General features: G+C 42.3%; 16 protein-coding genes and 1 pseudogene. 8 read left to right on the top strand and 9 right to left on the bottom strand.

Annotation, left to right across the window (positions count from 1 at the left end):
- Nucleotides 1–98: 98 nt before the first annotated feature.
- The gene (locus tag DYB02_RS24825) at nucleotides 99–932 is read right to left on the bottom strand and encodes a LysR family transcriptional regulator (RefSeq protein WP_029804423.1); all 834 of its coding nucleotides are present in this window, start codon (nucleotides 930–932) and stop codon (nucleotides 99–101) included.
- 81 nt (nucleotides 933–1,013) lie between these two features.
- On the opposite strand from DYB02_RS24825, the gene DYB02_RS24820 reads away from it, so the two are divergent.
- The gene (locus DYB02_RS24820; RefSeq protein ID WP_021484665.1) at nucleotides 1,014–1,382 is read left to right on the top strand and encodes a hypothetical protein; all 369 of its coding nucleotides are present in this window, start codon (nucleotides 1,014–1,016) and stop codon (nucleotides 1,380–1,382) included.
- A 335-nt stretch (nucleotides 1,383–1,717) separates the two neighbouring features.
- Nucleotides 1,718–1,876 (top strand): annotated as a pseudogene (locus DYB02_RS24810) (DUF3693 domain-containing protein); the annotation flags it as partial.
- A gap of 308 nt (nucleotides 1,877–2,184) precedes the next feature.
- On the opposite strand, the gene yciH reads toward DYB02_RS24810, so the two are convergent.
- The 4 genes from yciH to DYB02_RS24790 form a co-directional block, all read right to left on the bottom strand.
- Nucleotides 2,185–2,496 carry a stress response translation initiation inhibitor YciH gene (yciH, locus tag DYB02_RS24805; RefSeq protein WP_005455336.1) on the bottom strand — a complete coding sequence of 104 codons (312 nt, stop codon included), beginning with the start codon at nucleotides 2,494–2,496 and terminating at the stop codon, nucleotides 2,185–2,187.
- A 4-nt stretch (nucleotides 2,497–2,500) separates the two neighbouring features.
- Nucleotides 2,501–2,890 carry a DUF3319 domain-containing protein gene (locus DYB02_RS24800; protein WP_005455283.1) on the bottom strand — a complete coding sequence of 130 codons (390 nt, stop codon included), beginning with the start codon at nucleotides 2,888–2,890 and terminating at the stop codon, nucleotides 2,501–2,503.
- 128 nt (nucleotides 2,891–3,018) lie between these two features.
- On the bottom strand, nucleotides 3,019–4,008 hold the full coding sequence (locus DYB02_RS24795) for a D-alanine--D-alanine ligase (protein WP_005455294.1): 990 nt from the start codon (nucleotides 4,006–4,008) through the stop codon (nucleotides 3,019–3,021).
- A gap of 151 nt (nucleotides 4,009–4,159) precedes the next feature.
- Entirely contained in the window at nucleotides 4,160–4,729 is a 570-nt protein-coding gene (locus DYB02_RS24790; protein WP_005455347.1) for an SPOR domain-containing protein, read from the bottom strand.
- Between the two features lie 242 nt (nucleotides 4,730–4,971).
- Here DYB02_RS24790 and DYB02_RS24785 point away from each other — a divergent pair, with 242 nt between their 5' ends.
- Nucleotides 4,972–7,605 (top strand): bifunctional acetate--CoA ligase family protein/GNAT family N-acetyltransferase, encoded by a 2,634-nt coding sequence (locus DYB02_RS24785; RefSeq protein WP_029796591.1) that lies wholly within the window; start codon nucleotides 4,972–4,974, stop codon nucleotides 7,603–7,605.
- A gap of 86 nt (nucleotides 7,606–7,691) precedes the next feature.
- Here DYB02_RS24785 and DYB02_RS24780 read toward each other — a convergent pair whose 3' ends face one another.
- The gene (locus DYB02_RS24780) at nucleotides 7,692–8,579 is read right to left on the bottom strand and encodes a LysR family transcriptional regulator (protein ID WP_029804422.1); all 888 of its coding nucleotides are present in this window, start codon (nucleotides 8,577–8,579) and stop codon (nucleotides 7,692–7,694) included.
- 232 nt (nucleotides 8,580–8,811) lie between these two features.
- Here DYB02_RS24780 and DYB02_RS24775 point away from each other — a divergent pair, with 232 nt between their 5' ends.
- Nucleotides 8,812–10,893, top strand: coding sequence for a TonB-dependent hemoglobin/transferrin/lactoferrin family receptor (locus tag DYB02_RS24775; protein ID WP_029804420.1), 2,082 nt, complete (start codon nucleotides 8,812–8,814; stop codon nucleotides 10,891–10,893).
- An 83-nt stretch (nucleotides 10,894–10,976) separates the two neighbouring features.
- Complete coding sequence (locus DYB02_RS26020) at nucleotides 10,977–11,102, top strand: hypothetical protein (protein ID WP_005480852.1); 126 nt, start codon at nucleotides 10,977–10,979, stop codon at nucleotides 11,100–11,102.
- 126 nt (nucleotides 11,103–11,228) lie between these two features.
- On the opposite strand, the gene galE is transcribed toward DYB02_RS26020, so the two are convergent.
- Nucleotides 11,229–12,245, bottom strand: a complete 1,017-nt coding sequence (galE, locus tag DYB02_RS24765; RefSeq protein ID WP_021448522.1) for a UDP-glucose 4-epimerase GalE — start codon at nucleotides 12,243–12,245, stop codon at nucleotides 11,229–11,231.
- Between the two features lie 54 nt (nucleotides 12,246–12,299).
- Entirely contained in the window at nucleotides 12,300–14,258 is a 1,959-nt protein-coding gene (locus DYB02_RS24760; protein WP_025516416.1) for a diguanylate cyclase domain-containing protein, read from the bottom strand.
- Between the two features lie 319 nt (nucleotides 14,259–14,577).
- Here DYB02_RS24760 and DYB02_RS24755 point away from each other — a divergent pair, with 319 nt between their 5' ends.
- Genes DYB02_RS24755 through DYB02_RS24745 form a run of 3 tightly spaced genes read left to right on the top strand, consistent with a single transcriptional unit; the run spans nucleotide 14,578 to nucleotide 16,948 of the window.
- Nucleotides 14,578–15,333: a 5-oxoprolinase subunit PxpA gene (locus DYB02_RS24755; protein WP_005498854.1), complete on the top strand. Its 756-nt coding sequence runs from the start codon at nucleotides 14,578–14,580 to the stop codon at nucleotides 15,331–15,333.
- Complete coding sequence (locus tag DYB02_RS24750; RefSeq protein ID WP_025787617.1) at nucleotides 15,333–16,016, top strand: 5-oxoprolinase subunit B family protein; 684 nt, start codon at nucleotides 15,333–15,335, stop codon at nucleotides 16,014–16,016. The genes DYB02_RS24755 and DYB02_RS24750 overlap by 1 nt, the downstream gene beginning before the upstream one ends.
- Nucleotides 16,013–16,948, top strand: a complete 936-nt coding sequence (locus tag DYB02_RS24745; protein WP_029804419.1) for a 5-oxoprolinase subunit C family protein — start codon at nucleotides 16,013–16,015, stop codon at nucleotides 16,946–16,948. The genes DYB02_RS24750 and DYB02_RS24745 overlap by 4 nt, the downstream gene beginning before the upstream one ends.
- 22 nt (nucleotides 16,949–16,970) lie before the next feature.
- On the opposite strand, the gene DYB02_RS24740 is transcribed toward DYB02_RS24745, so the two are convergent.
- Complete coding sequence (locus DYB02_RS24740; protein ID WP_029804417.1) at nucleotides 16,971–18,404, bottom strand: FAD-dependent oxidoreductase; 1,434 nt, start codon at nucleotides 18,402–18,404, stop codon at nucleotides 16,971–16,973.
- Nucleotides 18,405–18,667 lie beyond the last annotated feature (263 nt).

Here is an 18,667-nt window from a genome sequence, read left to right as displayed (position 1 = left end):
AATTTGTTACAAATTGACTTTGTTTTTGAGTGTTATTTGTCATTTTTCGGCAGACCTCAAATGAGTAAGTCCAACTGGATGTGACTCCGTAATTATAGTTACTTTTCCCCTAAGATCGCTGTGAGCTCTAACCTTATGAAAGATGAAATTTCGGCCAGCTTTCTCGGTAATGGATTTTGATAGGGGTAGGCGACATACATTGACTTTTCTGTGCTGTATGTATGGGTAACTTTTAAAAGTTCTTGATGACTACTGCCTTTTAACAGGTAGTTGGGTATTACGCCCAATCCCACACCTTGCTCAACAAAGTTCAATAAAATTGATGTATTATCGACCTCTATCACATCACAATACCTTTTTCTTATTTCTTCCTTATTCGAATGATTTTTATATATAAGAAGAGTGCTACTTTTTTCATTGCTGTTGTTAGAAATTAGAACATCATTATAATTCCCAACTTTATGCGCAATTAAATTATCATCAACAACATCATTTAGTCTTATTGCAATATCAACATTGCTTTCTAATAAATTCTCGACCTTATTACTAGACGAAATTTCAAAAATTACCGCAGGGTATCTCTCTTGTAATTTTCTCAAAATACTGCCGAAAATTGATGAAGCTATAGAGTTTGGCATTGTTATCTTGAATTTACCGCTAATACAGTCACTCAGTGATCTGGCTCTATAGTTTAGTTCTTGTAGCTTACTTAATGTTTCAAGAGCCAGAGGACTAATACTTTTCCCATGGTCAGTTAAGACGAGCTTTCGAGTCGTTCTATGCACCAATGTTACGCCTAAAGCAGTTTCAAGCATCGCGAGTTGACGACTGACTTGAGCCTTTGATTTTCCAAGTTCCTTAGCTGCTTCAGTTAAAGAGAGGTGTTTGCATATTGCCGCGAAGTTGATGAGTTCGCTATTGAGCCATTCCATGATTGTTACCTATCTGCAACTCTGAGTCACGTTGTCTTTTTGGAGGCTGAACAGTATAACTTGCATCAACGGAGGGGGAAAATGATATTTAAAAGTTACGAAGAAGTGGTTTCTGAATACCACTTGGAGCAGATTGTTAATAATATAAAAAATGGGATTATTAACGTTTCAGGCAGTGACGATATTAAATCTTTAGTCAACGATAGGAACTGTAAGGTTGACATTATATCAAAAATAACATCTTTGAATAAAAGTAAAGGTAGCATGTTAATTGAAGCGGCTTGCGTTATCCATAATGAAATTACTGTACCAAAAAATATAAATAAAATTATTTTAGTAATCGATGTTGCATTATCAAATTTAAGTACAAATTATGTTGAGGTTTATGAATATGAAAGTAATAAAACAAAATACGAAACAATTATCCTTGCCAGAAATAAGTTTTTCTAAGTTAGTTGTACAAACCATAAATTTTTATACTAGAGTATTTCGCGTGTTGTTTGGTGGTGAGTTAAGGCATCGGTACTCAAGAAAGCAAAACGTACGGGCATCCGAAGAGCTAAGCGAGCATATGAAAAGAGATCTTGGTTTGTGATACTAAAGACTTAAGTCATAAATAAAACAACACCTGGGCTATGAGGTTCGGTTTTTACACCTCAAATTTCCATGAAAAAAGTAAATTCTTACACTGACGTATACAAGAGATAGTTGATAAGGTTTGGTTTGGTTTGGTATAGCCATTCCAAACATTTCTTCAACCTGAGGTACCATTGCTGGGTTGAAGCAGTGACAATCCGCAGATAAAAGCAGTATGGGAAGGAATTGCAAAAAAGTTTAATGGGCTTGGATTATCAGGAATCTCAATGGCTTGCACTGGATTAGCCGTCGTGATTGCAAGTCCACAGGAACCACTATTACAGTGCGCATTATATGTGTTATGTTAAATATGTAGGGTTTTTAGTTAGGTTCATAAACAGGTCTGTTTCAATCACTTACCCTGCTTTCCAATCACTTGCCTATTGTGAGTTATAGGTCTACGCTAACTTCATGTGTTGGTGCTTCTAGGTTTTTGTTAGGTTCATAAGAGTATGCATATTTAACAGTATTCTGATTTACCATAAAATAGCTAATATCGATCTATCAATCTGCGATTGCTTGTTCTTCAATTAGCTCGTCGTTTATTGCAAATAAAAATGGCGTCTAATCATATAGACGCCATTTTTAGTTTATCTGAGATTTGAACGTCAGGAATTTAGCCACCGGCTAGTTTTACTGTCATGCCTTTCTTTTCAAGGTGTGTTTTGATCTTATCTCTTGCGTCACCTTGAATTTCGATGGTGCCATCTTTGACTGAACCGCCACAACCGCATACTTTTTTAAGCTCTGCAGCGAGCAGTTTCAAAGGCGCGTCGTCTAGGTCTAATCCTGAAACGATACAAACGCCTTTGCCTTTACGGCCTTTGGTTTGGCGTTGAATACGAACAATACCGTCGCCTTTAGGACGAGCTACTTTTTCTTCTTCCGGTTTAATGCGTCCGGTTTCTGTTGAATATACCAGGGTCATTCTGTTATTTCTTTTGCTGTTGTGCCTGTGCTTGCATCGCTTTCTGCTTTGCAACTAAATAAGCTTCGATGTGTCGTTGAATAGCAGCTTTGCCACCTTTAATGAGTTTACCATTAAACATACAGTACCAACCGTTTGGTTCACCAGTGTCGTTTTTAATGGTATAGCCGTTAAAAACTTCTGATTGAACACCACCTGTTGGGTGTGCTCTTTGTCCAAGAGACGCGAATTCTTTCGGGTCAATGATTGATGCTGTGTCACACCACCAATCAATGCTCTTTTTCACCGCCGTCAAACTGCCTTGTAAAACGTGGTTTTTGATTTTAACCTTCCAAATACTGCCATCGGGTCCGCCTGACTGCAGGTTAAAACCTCTATAATTTGAAATTGCCATACCACTGAATCATCTGTTTAATGCGTTAATACAATCATAATTGCTACTGAGCATTATTCAAATATCGCTTGAACAAACCGTGCTCTATTCAACTATTTCTAACACAAAACGTATCGCGTGAACGTTAATCACTTTGCACTATTAATACAATCTTCAAGAAACTCATGGAACTTGTGACCATTGTTTTGAAGCATTTTTGGGAACATTGAAATTGGCGTCATTCCTGGGAATGTATTCACTTCATTCAAGTAAATTTCGTTATCTTCCGTAAGGAAAAAGTCGATGCGAGACAAATGACGAAGGTTCATTTGTTTGAATACGGTTTCTGACGCATGACGAATCTTATCGATCTGTTCTTGAGTCAGGTTCTTCGCTTCTACTTCTGTTAATGAATGGCTTGAACTGCTGTATTTTTCATCGTATGAGTAAAATGCACCATCGGGTGCGATCACTTCACCTGGCTTAGTGATGTGCAGTTCACCGTTCATTTCATAAGCTGCGACTTCTAACTCACGAGGTTTTACCGCTTTCTCTACAAGTACTTGATCTGAATAACCAAACGCATCGTTTACTGCTTTAGCGATAGCTTGTTTTTCCGCTACACTGTAACACCCAACAGACGAGCCCTGACGTGCAGCTTTAACAAACACTTTTCCCCACTTTTCAAAGGCTTGTTCAGCTTGTCTGTGAGCGTGTTCATCATTGCGAGTTAGGAATAAGTAAGGTGTATTTGGAATGTCTAAAGCGTCGTACCAAAGTTTTGATGTGATTTTATTGAAACTGTTGCTGCTTGCTTCTGGTCCACATCCTAAGTATGGGATACCGGCAATTTCGAATAGTGATTGAATGTCACCAGTCTCGCCGGGAAAGCCGTGAATACAAGGCACAATAAAGTCGATCGTTTGATTGGACTCATTCGAGCACAATTGTTTGGTGTTTAAATCAAGGTAAACCAATTCGCCTTGATCTGTAACCCAACCTTCATTTTTTATTTCTACGCGAGTGACTTTGACGTTCTGAATTAGGTTGAGTTGTTGTTCAACAAAGTTAGCCGACAACAGTGAAATTTCGTGTTCAGAAGAGCCGCCGCCGCATAATAGAAGAATATTTTTAATCATGAATCAATCTTTCCGTGACCTACAAAAGATACTAGTTAATATGATAAACCTTTGAGGTGTAACGTACAGTTATTTTAGTGTGAGGAATTCTGTTCGAATAGGATTTGACCAAAGAAATAAGGGAGCGTATTGCTCCCTTATTTTGGTTTGATTAGTTGAGTTTGTTAAGCGTTGGAAATGATGAGTTCTTAATTGCGTCAATGCTTTTAACAAAAGGCTTCAACTGTTGGAATTGAGTTGGAAGCGTTGAAATCGCTTGTTGAGCTTCGGCGCTTGTTGCGTAGTCACCGTAAAGAACCGAGAACCACTTTGTGCCGTTGACGACTTTGTAATTCTCCCAAATCGGCTGACCATTTTGAGGCAGTTTGTTTGCAAATTGATCAACTTTAGCTTGGCTACCGACGGCGACTACTTGGATGGTGTAACCGAATCGTTGAATACCTGCTTGCTTCTTGCTCGGAGGGACGATTTTAACGGGTTTTACCTGCTCTTTTGGTGTGAGTTTCACCACTTTTTTCTCTTCAGGCTTTGCCGTCATTTTCACGACTTCAGGCTTAACGTCTTGTTCTACAACTGCACTTTCAGATGCCATTATAGGCTTAGAGACTGCGTCTGATTTGTAGTCTTCTCGGTAGCTTTCGGAGGTGACATCTGTGATGTAAGTTTCCGAAACACAAGCTGAAAGAAGGACTGATAAGCCAATGATTGCGATTTTTTTCATGAAGTAACAAACGCTCTGGATAAATATTACGATAAATCATGCCGATAGCAGGCCCGTTTATCAAGCATCAAATACAATAATCTGCGAATTTGATGTGATGAGTAACACAAACTCTACAAGCACTGTATAGATTTGCTTCAATGTCCGGTTCGTTTATGTTTTCTGGCCTATTTATTCGTTTATGATTGTTGATATCAACGTAGCAGATTGCAAGTAAGCCGCGACAAGCCGCAGGAGTTCACATGAATAAACTACATAAGCTCTTTAAACCTAGTTCCGTAGCGGTAATTGGCGCCTCTCAAAAAGAACTCCGTGCAGGCCAAGTCGTTATGCGGAATCTTCTGCAAAGTGGGTTTGACGGTGCAATCATGCCCGTTACCCCAAGGTATAAAGCGGTATCGGGCGTCATTGCCTATCGCGATGTTGCTTCCCTGCCCTATACGCCGGATATCGCTATTCTCTGTACTAATGCTTCGCGAAATGAACAACTTCTCACAGAGCTGGATGAGCGTGGTACTCCATTCGCGATAGTAATTTCTGATGATGCACAAACGCTAGATTTGTCATCTCTTAATATTCGGGTTCTTGGACCAAACAGTCTTGGAATTATCTTACCTTGGCATAATTTCAATTGTACGTTTTCGCCTGTCGCAGCAAAGCCGGGAAAGATTGCTTTTATCTCTCAATCGGCTGCCGTTTGTACCACGGTTTTAGATTGGGCTAACGACAAAAATATCGGTTTTTCTTCATTTATCTCGATTGGTCGTGGACAAGATATTGATTTTGCAGATTTGCTCGATTATTTGAGTATGGATGGTAATACCGAAGCAATATTGTTGTATGTCGACTCCATTCAAGATGCCCGACGATTTATGTCCGCAGCCCGCGCCGCTTCTCGCAATCGTCGTATATTGGTGTTGAAAGCTGGTCGTTCAAAAGAAATGAATACGTTCGAGCAGCAAGATGGCGATACGCTCGATGTAATTTATGACTCTGCGATACGAAGAACGGGTATGCTGCGTGTTAGCAATACGCATGAGTTATTTGCTGCGGTAGAGACGCTGACGCACTCAGTTCCGTTGCGTGGAGAACGCTTAGCCATCATCACTAACGGTGGAGGCCCTGCCGTCATGGCAGTCGATACACTAGTTGAACGAGGTGGCAATTTAGCGACTCTGGACGAAGTAACAACCGATCAGCTCAGAGCCATTTTGCCGTCTAACTGGCGGGGTGTTAATCCGATAGATCTTTCCGGAGATGCAACGAAAAAACGCTACGTAGATGCGATCAATGCGGTAATGAATAATGATTGTGCTGATGCGATTTTGATTATGCACAGTCCTTCTGCTGTGTCTGATTCTTATGAAACGGCTTTGGCGGTTATTGAAGCCATCAAGAATCACCCTCGACATAAACATTTTAATGTCCTAACTAACTGGTCTGGGGAACAAACATCTCGAGATGCTCGACTGGCATTCACTCAAGCGGGGATACCTACCTATCGTACGCCGGAAAGCGCGGTCGTTGCGTACATGCACCTCGTTGAATACAGGCGAAACCAGAAACAGTTGATGGAAACGCCAACAACAGCAGAGCCGCTGCACTCAGGTAGCGTAAATTCTGCAAAAGAATGGGTAGATGAACGACTACTGGATAAAAACACAGTCACACTGGATACACACCAAACTAGCCCATTATTTAAGCTCTTTGGCTTTAATGTTTTGCCTACTTGGATAGCATCGGATGAAATCGAAGCAGTTCACATGGCAGAAAATATTGGCTACCCTGTCGCCGTGAAGCTACGCTCTCCTGATATTCCTCACAAATCAGACGTACACGGCGTGGCGCTTAATTTGAGAAATAGTCGAGAAGTTTCTAACGCTGCACAATCGATTTTAGATACCGTCAAATTCAGTTACCCATCTGCAAACGTACACGGCCTGCTAGTTCAAGGCATGGCGAAGCTTGGCAGCGCGGAGGAGTTGCGAATCAGTATCGCGGTCGACAAGGTATTTGGGCCTGTCATTTTACTTGGTCAAGGTGGATCTGAATGGAACATCGCTCAAGATGCGGTGGCCGCCCTTCCTCCTTTGAATATGACGCTTGCACGCTATTTAGTCGTGGTTGCATTAAAGTCCGGGAAGATCCGTCTTCAGAAACACAAAGATGCGCTCGATATTACTGAGCTTTCAAAATTCTTAGTTCGTATTTCGCAAATGGCGGTTGAGTTACCTGAAATACAAAGACTGGATATCCATCCAGTGCTGGTGTCTGGAGATGACTTAACCATACTTGATGCTGATGTGACGCTTTGCAAATATGAAGGTGACGCGCAAAAACGACTGGCTATTCGCCCTTTCCCTGCTGAATTTGTTGAAACTGTGACACTGCGTGATGGTCAACCAATCCTTCTTCGTCCAATTCTTCCTGAAGATGAGCCACTCCACGCTCAGTTCATCAATAGTGTATCTAAAGAAGATCTCTATAAACGGTTCTTCTCAGAGGTTGGTGAGTTCAATCACGAAGCTTTAGCTAATTTTACTCAAATTGACTACGACCGAGAGATGGCCTTTGTCGCAGTAGCATTCGATAAAAGTGGACCTTCGATCATTGGTGTCGCGCGTGCGCTGATCACGCCAGACAATAGTGATGCTGAATTTGCGATTTTGGTTCGCTCAGATTTGAAAGGAAAAGGATTAGGAAAAATCTTGATGGAGAAGATCATCAGCTATTGCAAAATTAAAGGCACGAAACAAATGTCAGGTATGACGATGCCTACCAATCGAGGGATGCTGATGCTTGCTCAACGTTTGGGGTTTGAAGTTGATGTCCAGTTTGCTGATGGTACGGCAGATATGGTGCTACCTTTAAATTAATGAGTGAGGAGCGTGCTCTCTTTTTACCGCTCAACTTCTTAGATTCAGTAGACTCATCTGAATCTAAGAAGTAAAAAGTGACGCTGTTACTTTAGTTTCCAATTCTTCTTCAGATACTGAATGCACCAAGATTTCGCTTCACCCATGGTGTTTCTTCTCCACGCTAGAATGATATCCATCGGCTGTTCTTCTGTGCCTTCAATTTGTTTGAGTACGCCTTTTTCTATTAACGGTAGCGCGATTTGTCTAGGTAAGGTACCAATCCCTAAGCCTGCGGTTAATGCTTCTACTTTTGCTGTAAAGTTAGTAACAGTGAGTCTAGGTTGCTTTTGAATGATGTTTATCGAAAGTGCTGGCTGTTCGCGCGCGGTGTCTGCAATGGCAATAATTCGGTATTTCTCTCTTGCTGAATCATCAAACTCGCCACTGCGTTTGTGAACGTAATGCTCGGTTGCCGCAACCCAAATCATGGACATCTTGCCAATTTTCTCTGCTTTCACTTCTTGCGGTAACGTATCCAACGAAGGGCACACAAGCAGATCGGCTCTTCCTGTATTCAGAGATTCCCAGCTTCCTGCAAGAATTTCTTCTTGCAGCCTAATGCGTGTCGAGCTTACTTCCGCCAGCGCATCCACCATCGGAAAGAAGTTTGAAACTGGAATGATGCCATCAAACGCAACAGTAATATCCAACTCCCAACCGTTAGCAAGCAAAGTCGCATCATTCACTAACTTTTCACTCGCTTGCAGAATTGCACGCCCTCTTTCCAAAATGAGCTTACCCGCCTCCGTAAAGAGCGCTTTGTGTCCTGAACGGTCAAAAATATTGATGTCGAGATCTTGTTCGAGCTTTTGGATTTGGTAACTCAGTGAAGATGGTGCTCTATCGAGCTCATTTGCCGCTGCCGCAAAGCTGCCTCTGCGATCTATCGCATCCAAGATATGGAGCGCTTCTAAAGTGATAGGGCTCTGCACGATAACTCCCTTTGTGTGATGTGAGTCACAGCTGTGATATTTGGATAGATTTGTCAGAAATCGTTTTCAACAATATAACACACTGATAAATAAAGACTAGAAATGCCAAGCATTCAAGAATAGACGACATCAAAATTTAAATATTAAAATGATAATGATAGTAATTATTATTTAGATCCATTAGCATTTGCGCGTTGTTATTGCCTATTATGGATTTAAGGTATTGAAACCAATGTATAATAAATCAATTTTATCAGCCTCTATTCTAATTGCACTATCCCAAGGTGCCTACGCTGAAGACCATTCAACCTTCAATGAAGTGGTCGTGACTGCGACTCGTACTAATAGCCAAATCGAAGACACTGCTGCTTCTGTTGCCGTCGTTACTGATAAGAACATCGAAGAAAGCATGGTCACTGGCTTAGATGATCTCTTTGAGTACACGCCAGGAGTCACAGTTAAGACCAACTCGCGTCAAGGTGTCCAGAGTATCAATATTCGTGGTATCGAAGGTAACCGAATTAAGGTTCTTGTGGACGGCGTATCTCAAGGTAACCAGTTCGAATCAGGGAATACGTTCATTAACTCTGCTCGCGTTAACGTGGATACCGACCTAATAAAAGCGGTTGAAATTGTAAAAGGTGCAGCATCGTCTCTGCATGGTTCTGACGCAATTGGTGGCATTGTTGCATTTGAAACCAAAGATCCGGCTGATTTCCTTAAGGGTCGTAACTTTGGGGGCCATGCGAAGTTCAACTACTCTTCCGAAGACAATACACTCAGTGAATCTGTTGCACTAGCGAACAAAACTGGCGATTTGGAATCTCTAGTTGCCTATACGCGTCGCGACGGCAATGAACTGGATAACTTTGGAGATCTAGCAGATGCAAGTACTGAAGCGAACAACTTACTGGTTAAACTTCAGTACCAAGTCAATGATGCACATCGTGTTGAGTTCAATGGGAATTATATTCGCAACAAAGGCAACGGAAAGCAGTCTTACAACGGTTATACGAATGCAACAAGTGAAGATGTAACAGAGCAATATCAAGTTGGTATAAAACATATTTGGGAGATGCAAACGGCCCTAGCGGACTCCCTTACCTGGCAACTAGATTGGCTTAACAAAGAAGAAAACGGCATTACTGATCGTGTTAAAGGTCAGAATATCCAACGTAAAGACTACATCTACGAGGATGAAGGCTACCAGTTTGACTCACAGTTTGACAAATATCTCTCGCTTGGTAGTACAGAGCATTACTTTGTGTACGGTGCATCCTTTAGTGATAAAGACATTAAGAACGTCAACAAAGAGTACAACAGTGCAAACGCGAACAAAGAAATTTTCTATATTCCTTCTGCGAGTGAGCGTCGTTACGGGCTCTTTTTACAAGACGAGATTACGGTAGGTAACTTTACGATTACTCCAGGCGTACGGTGGGATGCATTTGAAACCGATCCAGGCGAAACAAGCAGCAACCCAAGTGGTAACGCGGCTAGCGACTACAAAAAGTTCTCTGATTCTGCATTTACAGGCCGCTTAGGTTCTGTTTATAAGCTTAATGAGCAACATCGTTTATTCGCGCAAATCAGCCAAGGTTTCCGTGCTCCAGATTTCCAGGAGTTGTACTACTCTTTCGGTAACCCAATGCATGGCTACATTTTTAAGCCAAATCCTGATTTAAAAGCAGAAGACAGCATTTCGTACGAGTTTGGTTGGCGACATAACAATGACATTTCTAGCAGTGAAGTGTCAGTTTTCTACAGCGACTACGACAACTTCATCGAAAGTAAAACCGTCTCTGGCACTGGGACGCCAGTGACTGACCCTGCGATTAAGCAGTACGTGAATATAGGCAAAGCGACAATTAAAGGTATTGAGTTTTCAAACCAACTTTCGTGGAACAAGTTCATGCCAATCGAAGGCTTTAGCTCTCGTGTAGCAGCGGCGTATACTGAAGGTGAAGATGGAAACAATAATCCACTAAACAGTGTTAACCCTTGGAACCTTGTCGCTGGTTTTAATTACGATTCAGAACAAAACTGGGGAACCACGTTAACCATTAACTACACAGCTTCTAAACATAAAAGCGACATAAATGACGATAAAGTGTTGCCTATCTCTGCTGCTACGGTTGTAGATATCACCGCGTACTACAAACCTATTAAAGATCTTACGTTGCGAGCAGGTCTGTTCAACGTGACAGATGAAGAGTACTACAATTGGAATGATGTGCGTGACCTTCAGACAGAGAACAAAGATCTGACTCAAGCTGGGCGGAACTGGTCAATTACAGCAAAATACGAGTTCTAAAGCCTCCGAAAACACAAAAGCCAGCTTAATGCTGGCTTTTTTAATTGGCTTTCATTTTAAAAATGTTAAGAAAAGTATGAAAAATGAAAGCTTACTGTTTTGCCATCTCTTTCTTCACCATCACTGCTGCTGCAACGATGAATGCGATGATCAGACCAAGCTCCATGAACTACCCCAATAGCTACAAGAAAATTTACGACCTAAATTAAGAGTCATGGGTAGTTTAGCACTTATCTATTTGGTTGCTACCTTTTAACCAGTAATTTACGATTTTTTCCGATTTAGATCAAAAAAGGCGCTGGAATGCGCCTTTTTGTTGTTATTGTGTTAAAAGGCTATGCATCTGGGTAACCTTGTGGGTTATTTGATTGCCAGCGCCATGTGTCCCCTGTCATCTCTTCAAGAGTACGTGATGCTTTCCAGCCTAGTTCATTCATTGCTTTTGAAGGATCTGCCCAACATTCTGCAATGTCACCAGGTCGACGTTCAACCAGCTGGTATGGCACATTTTTACCGCACGCGCTTTCAAATGCTTTTACCATTTCAAGAACGCTGTAACCATTACCGGTACCAAGGTTGTAGATGTGCAAACCAGCTTTACTGCCGACTTTTTCTAGCGCAGCAACGTGGCCATCTGATAGATCCATTACGTGAATGTAATCACGAACACCAGTACCATCTTTGGTTGGGTAGTCACTGCCGAAGACAGATAGAAATTCGCGACGACCAACCGCTACTTGAGAAATAAATGGCATCAGGTTGTTTGGAATACCTTGCGGGTCCTCACCTAACTCACCAGTTGGGTGCGAACCAACAGGGTTGAAGTAACGAAGAAGTGTGATGCTCCAGTCTGGATTCGCTTTTTGGAAGTCAGTTAAGCACTCTTCTACCATTAACTTGCTACGACCGTATGGGTTAGTCGCACTAGTTGGGAAGTCCTCAGTAATTGGCACTGATGCAGGATCACCATAAACTGTCGCAGATGAGCTAAATACCAGTGATTTCACGCCTGCTTCACGCATTGCGTCCACAAGAACAAGTGTGCCATTTACGTTGTTATCGTAATACTCAAGCGGTTTTTCTACTGATTCTCCGACTGCTTTTAGGCCTGCAAAGTGAATAACGGCTTCAATATTGTGCGCTTTTAGTGCCTCAACAAGCGCAGCCTTATCGCGAATATCCGCTTCGATAAAAGTAGGCTTTACGTCACATACTTTTTCAATGCGCTCTAAGACTGTAGATTTGCTGTTGTATAGGTTATCGAGAATAACTGGTGTCATACCAGCTTCGATCATTTGAATACAAGTGTGGCTGCCAATGTAGCCCATACCACCCGTAACAAGTACTTTCATTTTATCAATCCTTCTGACGCGAATCCGGTTAGTGTAAAGCTTTAATGCGACAATTTAAACGGTCTCTTGCAATTCGCATCCCATTAATATTGCTTGCCCTTTTCCGGCTTTCTTCGCTTGGTACATTGCGGTATCCGCACTCTTTAAAATACGGGTTGCGTCTCGTTCATTAACGCCAACCAATTTCACCCCAATGCTCACGCCGACTTTTAACTCATTACCTTTGTATTCAATAGGCGCGCAGATGCTCTCTAACAATTGCTCGGCGATTCGCGTTACGACTTTTTGATTGGCCGGGTTGACCAGCATAACAAACTCATCGCCAGACAGGCGTGCGATTAAGTCACTATGCCTAGTCGCCGATGTCAAACGATCTGCGACACGTTTTAAAACTTCATCCCCAGCGTCATGGCCGTATGTGTCGTTGATTTCCTTAAAACCATCTAGATCAAGATAAAGTACCGCAAATTCATCGCGCTGATAGCCTGATCTTTGGACTAAATCTTCCAGCTCTAAATGGAACTTAGAACGATTTGCTAATCCTGTAAGCGCGTCATGATGTGCGAGATATTCGAGGCGCTCCATCTCTTTTGCATTGGAGAGATCGGTAAGAATAATGACCAAATCGTAGAAACCGTTATCCTCGCACTTCACGATGCGATTTACTCGAGCAAACATTGGCACAAGTAAGCCTAAGTGATTTTGCTCAATCACTTCCCCTTGCCATACGCCATAGTTTTCAATGGACTCAATGATACTCGGCATCATTTCTTGTAATTTTCGCCAACGAATAGTTTGAATGAAAGACTGACCAACTAACTGGTCGATTTCTAAACCCACAAGCTTGGTGACTGCTGGGTTAACCATGGTGATGACGCCTTTGTGATTAAGCACAATAAGGCCGTCTTGACTGGCTTCAAACACTCGACCAGCTACGCGCTGGCGATTCATCGCCTCTTCAATCTCTGTGATGTCTTGAATGGCGAAGAGAAGATAACCGTGGTTAGACAAACGACGAGTCGTTAGGCTTAGCTGCTGTTCGTTATCAATGTTTTGAAGGTGGATATCATCACACTCTAAGCATCGACTAAGAATTTGGCTAAGCTCGTTCGGCATTTTTGTTTTTATCAGATCGCGGATATTCGCATTTTCTAATGTTTCCGGTGTTTTCTGAAATATATGCTGAGTCGCAGCATTACTGTGGATAATGGTGCCAAGGTTGTCGGTAATAACTAACGCATACTGAATGGATTCAATGACTTCTTCTGAAAATGCTCTTTTTTGTTCGAGCGTAGCTAACGAATGTTGGCGTTGTTTTTCCCTTTTTCGGAGTTTGGTCATCATTCGGTTGAATGCGTGAATAACTTCGCCCAGTTCGTCTTTAGAATGATGACGAATTTGTACGTGAGAGGCATTACCAAAAGTAACATCTTGAATTGCACCGTTGAGATCGAGCAACGGTCTTAGAATGATACGATCAATGGTAATGTAGAAAATAATGCCACCAGCCGCCAATATCAGCAGAAGTACGCCGGCATCTTTCAAGAATGAATGTTGCGCATTTATAATTGGAATGTGTGACAACGTCACTCGAATTGAGCCAATCACATGCCCTTCATGGATGATAGGCTCAAGTACGTACAAAAACTTGGCGGACAACGCGTACCCTAATGCATCGAGCTTACTTCTTTCATTTTGACTGGGCACTGGAGCAGACTCCCCGCTCCCTTCAAGCACAACAAAAGGTTCATTGGCCCTATCATACAACTTCACTCTAGAAACGTTGGGCTGTTCTAGAAGATCGGCCAGAATAGTTTGTGCTTTTCGCTTGTTCTTTGTTGTGAGCGCATCTTTAATTGAATAAGACACGTTATTGATTAACTTGCGAGTTTGCTCAACCAACTCATGTTTTGACGATTGGTATGCGGTGTACGAGGTATAACCTTTTGAAGCAACAAAGATTGCCGTAATAAAAACCAGAATCGGCCAGATAAGCTTTGCTCGTAATGACATATATATTCCTGTCGCACAACAACAGCTAGAAGACAAAAGAGTTGTTATGCAAACTATCACCCAATAGAAGCCGTAAGACTAACATGATGGCAAAGCAAAATAACGTTAAATTCTCAAAAATTGGATTGAAAAGGACCGAATTACCTTAAAATTCGGATCAAATCAAAGAACGATAACGACGTGCTGGACTCTAATGATCTTTCTCAGCTCGAGTTCTAAGTAAAAATCTCATTCTGGTTGTTTGAAGAATGAACTGAGTCACTGAAGATAAAAGGTTTTTCCTGCATCGTGATGTGATTGCTAAGGTAACTAAAAATATATGACATTGAATAAACAGCAACTGACATTAAATTGCGATATGGGCGAGAGCTTTGGTTCTTGGAAGATGGGCGCTGACGATAGCGTGATGCCTCATGTCGATATGGCGAACATTGCTTGTGGCTTTCACGCTTCCGATCCGAACGTGATGCACGACACGATTACCTTAGCGAATCTTCACGATGTTGATATTGGTGCGCATCCCGGTTATCCCGACTTACAAGGTTTTGGTCGACGCAGCCTCAGTATGAGCAGCGATGAAATTACTAACATGGTGATCTATCAAGTAGGCGCGTTGCAGGCATTGTGCCGTGCGCAGTATACCGATATCGGTTATATCAAGCCTCATGGTGCCCTTTACAACGATATGATGAAAAGCGATGCGGTTTTTCGAGCGGTCGTTAAAGCAGCCGCACTGTTTAAAGTACCGTTGATGATCCTTGCATCGCAAGAGAACGAAAAATATTTAGAAATCGCGGACGATTATGATGTGCCATTGTTGTTTGAGGCGTTTGCCGATCGCCTGTATCAGGATGATGGGATGTTGACACCAAGAACGCATCCAAATGCCGTTTTGAAAGATGAGCTTGCGATTTTAGAACAAGTCAGAACATTGGCTGATTCGGGCCGAGTAAAAACCGCTTCAGGCAGTTATATCTTGTTAGAAGCGGACACAATATGCGTCCATGGAGACAATGAAGAGTCGATCGCTTTGATTCAAAAAATTCGTCAAAGCCTCTACTCCGGAGGAAATTAATGCATCAAACAAAGTTCTCGATTGATTTGGTTTCTGAATGCAGCATTTTGATTCGATTTGATGAAACCATTTCTGAAAACTCAATTGGACAGTTAGCGCGAGCAATGAACCAACATCTGTCTCATATTGTCATGAATATCGTTCCTTCCTATCGAACCGTGTTAATTGATTACTTACCGTTCAGAATCAGTGAATTTCAGTTAGTCGGCATACTGCACAATATCTTAGTCGCTTTTGATCCAAATAAAGCCGACAAGGGTGAACCTAACGAAATTTCGATACCCGTTTATTACTCGGAAGAAACTGCTTTAGATTTGAAGCGTTTTGAAGAACAAGGCATTGATATCGGCGCGCTTATTGATGCTCATACAAAGCCAGTATATACCGTTTCTGCGATTGGGTTTGCACCTGGCTTCGCCTTTCTTTCTGATGTCGAAGAGAGTATCACCATGCCTAGGTTAAAAACGCCGAGAACGTTTGTGCCATCAGGAAGTGTCGGCATTGCCGATAGTAAGACCGCCGTTTACCCATCAGACAGTCCAGGTGGTTGGAATATCATAGGTCGTTCTCCACTCTCACTCTTTTCGGATACTCCTCCTTTTATTCCTTTTGAAGTTGGTGACAAGGTCACGTTTTATGCGGTATCAAAACAGGAATTTCTTGAATTAGGGGGAGCGTTATGAGCGCATCAGGATTATTAGTTGAAAAGTCAGGGCCTTTGTCACTGATTCAAGACTTTGGCCGTTTTGGTCTTGCTCACATCGGGATAACGCAAGGTGGCCCTGTTGATGATTACGCCTACAGTTGGGCTAATCATTTACTTGGAAATCGTGTGAATTGCTCAGCAATCGAGATTACGCTAGGCAATGCTTGTTTTGTCGCCTTACAAGACTGTCACCTGGCAATTTGTGGCGGCGATCTTAATGCATCAGTAGATGGTCACCCTATTGCTAATTGGTCGGATTTTTCGATAAAAAAAGGGCAAAAGCTTCAGTTCGGAATGGCGAGAAATGGCCTTCGCGCCTATCTCGCTGTAAAAGGTGGCTTCAATGTGCCTGAGCACCTTGGGAGCTCATCGACCGTGCTTCGTGAAGCATTAGGTGGACTAGAAGCCAATGGTAACGCTCTAAAAGCTGGAGATGTTCTCCCTTTTGACGCTCATTCATTACCTAACCATAAACCAAGAATCATGACATTTCGTTTCAAGCCAGATTACAACTTGCCAATTACACTACGCGTTATTGAAGGTTATCAATGTGATGATTTCAGTGTTGAAGCTAAAGAAAAACTCTATTCGGGAAGCTTTGCGATATCGCCAGACTCTAATCGAATGGGCTATCGCCTTGAAGGAAATACGGTAAAGCCACCTTATGATGGCATCTTGTCTGAAGGGATCGCGCTAGGCGCCATTCAAATTCCCCATGATGGTAATCCGATTGTATTACTCAATGACCACCAAACCATTGGCGGGTATCCAAAGCTTGGTTGTGTTGCAAGAATAGATTTGCCTAGATTAGCGCAAGCGAAGCCGGGTCAGAAAGTGCGTTTCATCAAGGGTGATAGACAAGGTTTGCAGGATGTGTGGTGTCAGTGGGCTCAGTTTTTTGGCTACTGAGCCCTATTCAGTTTTTGGCTGTTTACATCCCGTAGCGTTCAGCTAGAGCATGCGGATAGCCTCGTTCTTCGGTCAGTTTAATCGCGTATTGTTCGATTTTGTCTTCAGACCAATTAACGGTCACTGGATGTTGCGCTTCTACATTTTGTTGAGGCGTGATATCAAACCAATACTGAAGCATTTTTTGAGCAGCTAACAACGTAGAAGACGCTTTCACAACTTCAATTCGAGCGTAGTGATTTTGTTCGAATGAAACATCTGCCGCGCGAAGCACAGGATCTGTGCCTGGAATCTGTTGAGCACCAAACAATGCTTTGCCACCTTTTTCCGCTGTTTTGTAATCAGGGATAAATTGGGCCATGTGTTGTATTGCGTTATGCGTTCTTTCTCCCAAAATTTCTTCACGCCACCCACTGCGAATTTTAGACAGTAACGGAACAGGTAGCTCAGGTTGAGCAGAGAGTGCCGTGCTTTCAACTAAGCCATCTTCAAACAACGTGATCTCTTTCGTCATGCCGTGCAGCTGGAAATAGCCATCTCCATAGGGAGTTAACTGCGCCATTCCTTTATCTGTGCCACGGGGGCCGTGGAAAATGACTTCTGGCCATTGCTGGTTACATTCGTTCCATTTGGTCACGTAAGCGGCTTTGAATTCAACTAAACGGTCACGCTTAGCACCAACTGCGTTATCAATAGTTCCCGTCTCGAAACCACATGCGTTGACTAAGTAATCACAAGTAAGCAAACAATTGACGCCATTGTGTTCGTAAGTCAATTGCCAATGATCACCAAGCCAATCAGCCTGATTCAGTGTCGCTTGAGTAATCACGTTTGAATTCGGCAGTTTTGCTAAGGTTAAGTTAGCAATAGCCGCTAAACGGAACACGCTCCAACCATACTCCTGAACGGCAACGACCGGATATTTTAATTGTTCTAAATCAGCGTGCTGAGCAAAAGGAATGCTCCATTCATCAAATGTGGATGGATGTTCTGGTTGGTTTTGTTTTGCCAGTTCCTGCAATTCTTCTTTCGAATACAGTTTGAAATACTCTTCAGGCTCGCCAAGTACTTTGTTGTGTTCGTCTTTGTCGACTAACGCCTGGTAAGCACTTTTAATCACCTCTAAGCGAGGCAGCAGCGCGAATGGGTCACCCCCATCAGAGTGAGGTACGGCAATAATGGTAGGACGAATATTCAGTGAGTGAGGATACAGTCTGATCGTATCTATAGATTGCGCAAGCAAATCCAAACATTGTTGTTCAGAAATTTCACGATACAAATTACCGCCCGCATGAAGGTGACAAATTGGTGGGCCGTTGACTAACGAGACGCCCTTTTCAATAACAGAGACTTTGAATCCCAACTCTGCAAAATGAATGGCGGCTGTGGCACCGGCTACACCACCACCTACAACGGCGATGTGTTTATCTTTATGACTTAGAAACTCAGACTTCATTGCTTCACTAAAAATTTTATAAGGAGAAATCTTTACTAACCGTGATTCTACTCGGGTTTGGGCATGATTAAAATCACAAAAAGTTCATGGGTTTGCGATAACTTTAAAAGTTGCTTTACGGAATAAAAAAATTGCAAAAAAAGTGCTTGACGAAGTGGTTTGATGAGCGAATTTTTAGCCTGTTGTGTATAAGAATCCCACTCTAAGACCCATGGCGTAAAGCTTGCGGAATCACCCCTATTTTTGACCTCTCCAGTTATCCC

Source organism: Vibrio parahaemolyticus, from assembly GCF_900460535.1.
In the GTDB taxonomy this organism is placed as follows: domain Bacteria; phylum Pseudomonadota; class Gammaproteobacteria; order Enterobacterales; family Vibrionaceae; genus Vibrio; species Vibrio parahaemolyticus.
The sequence above is the reverse complement of the archived record's forward strand: the minus strand, read 5'-3'. Positions and strand labels throughout refer to the sequence as shown.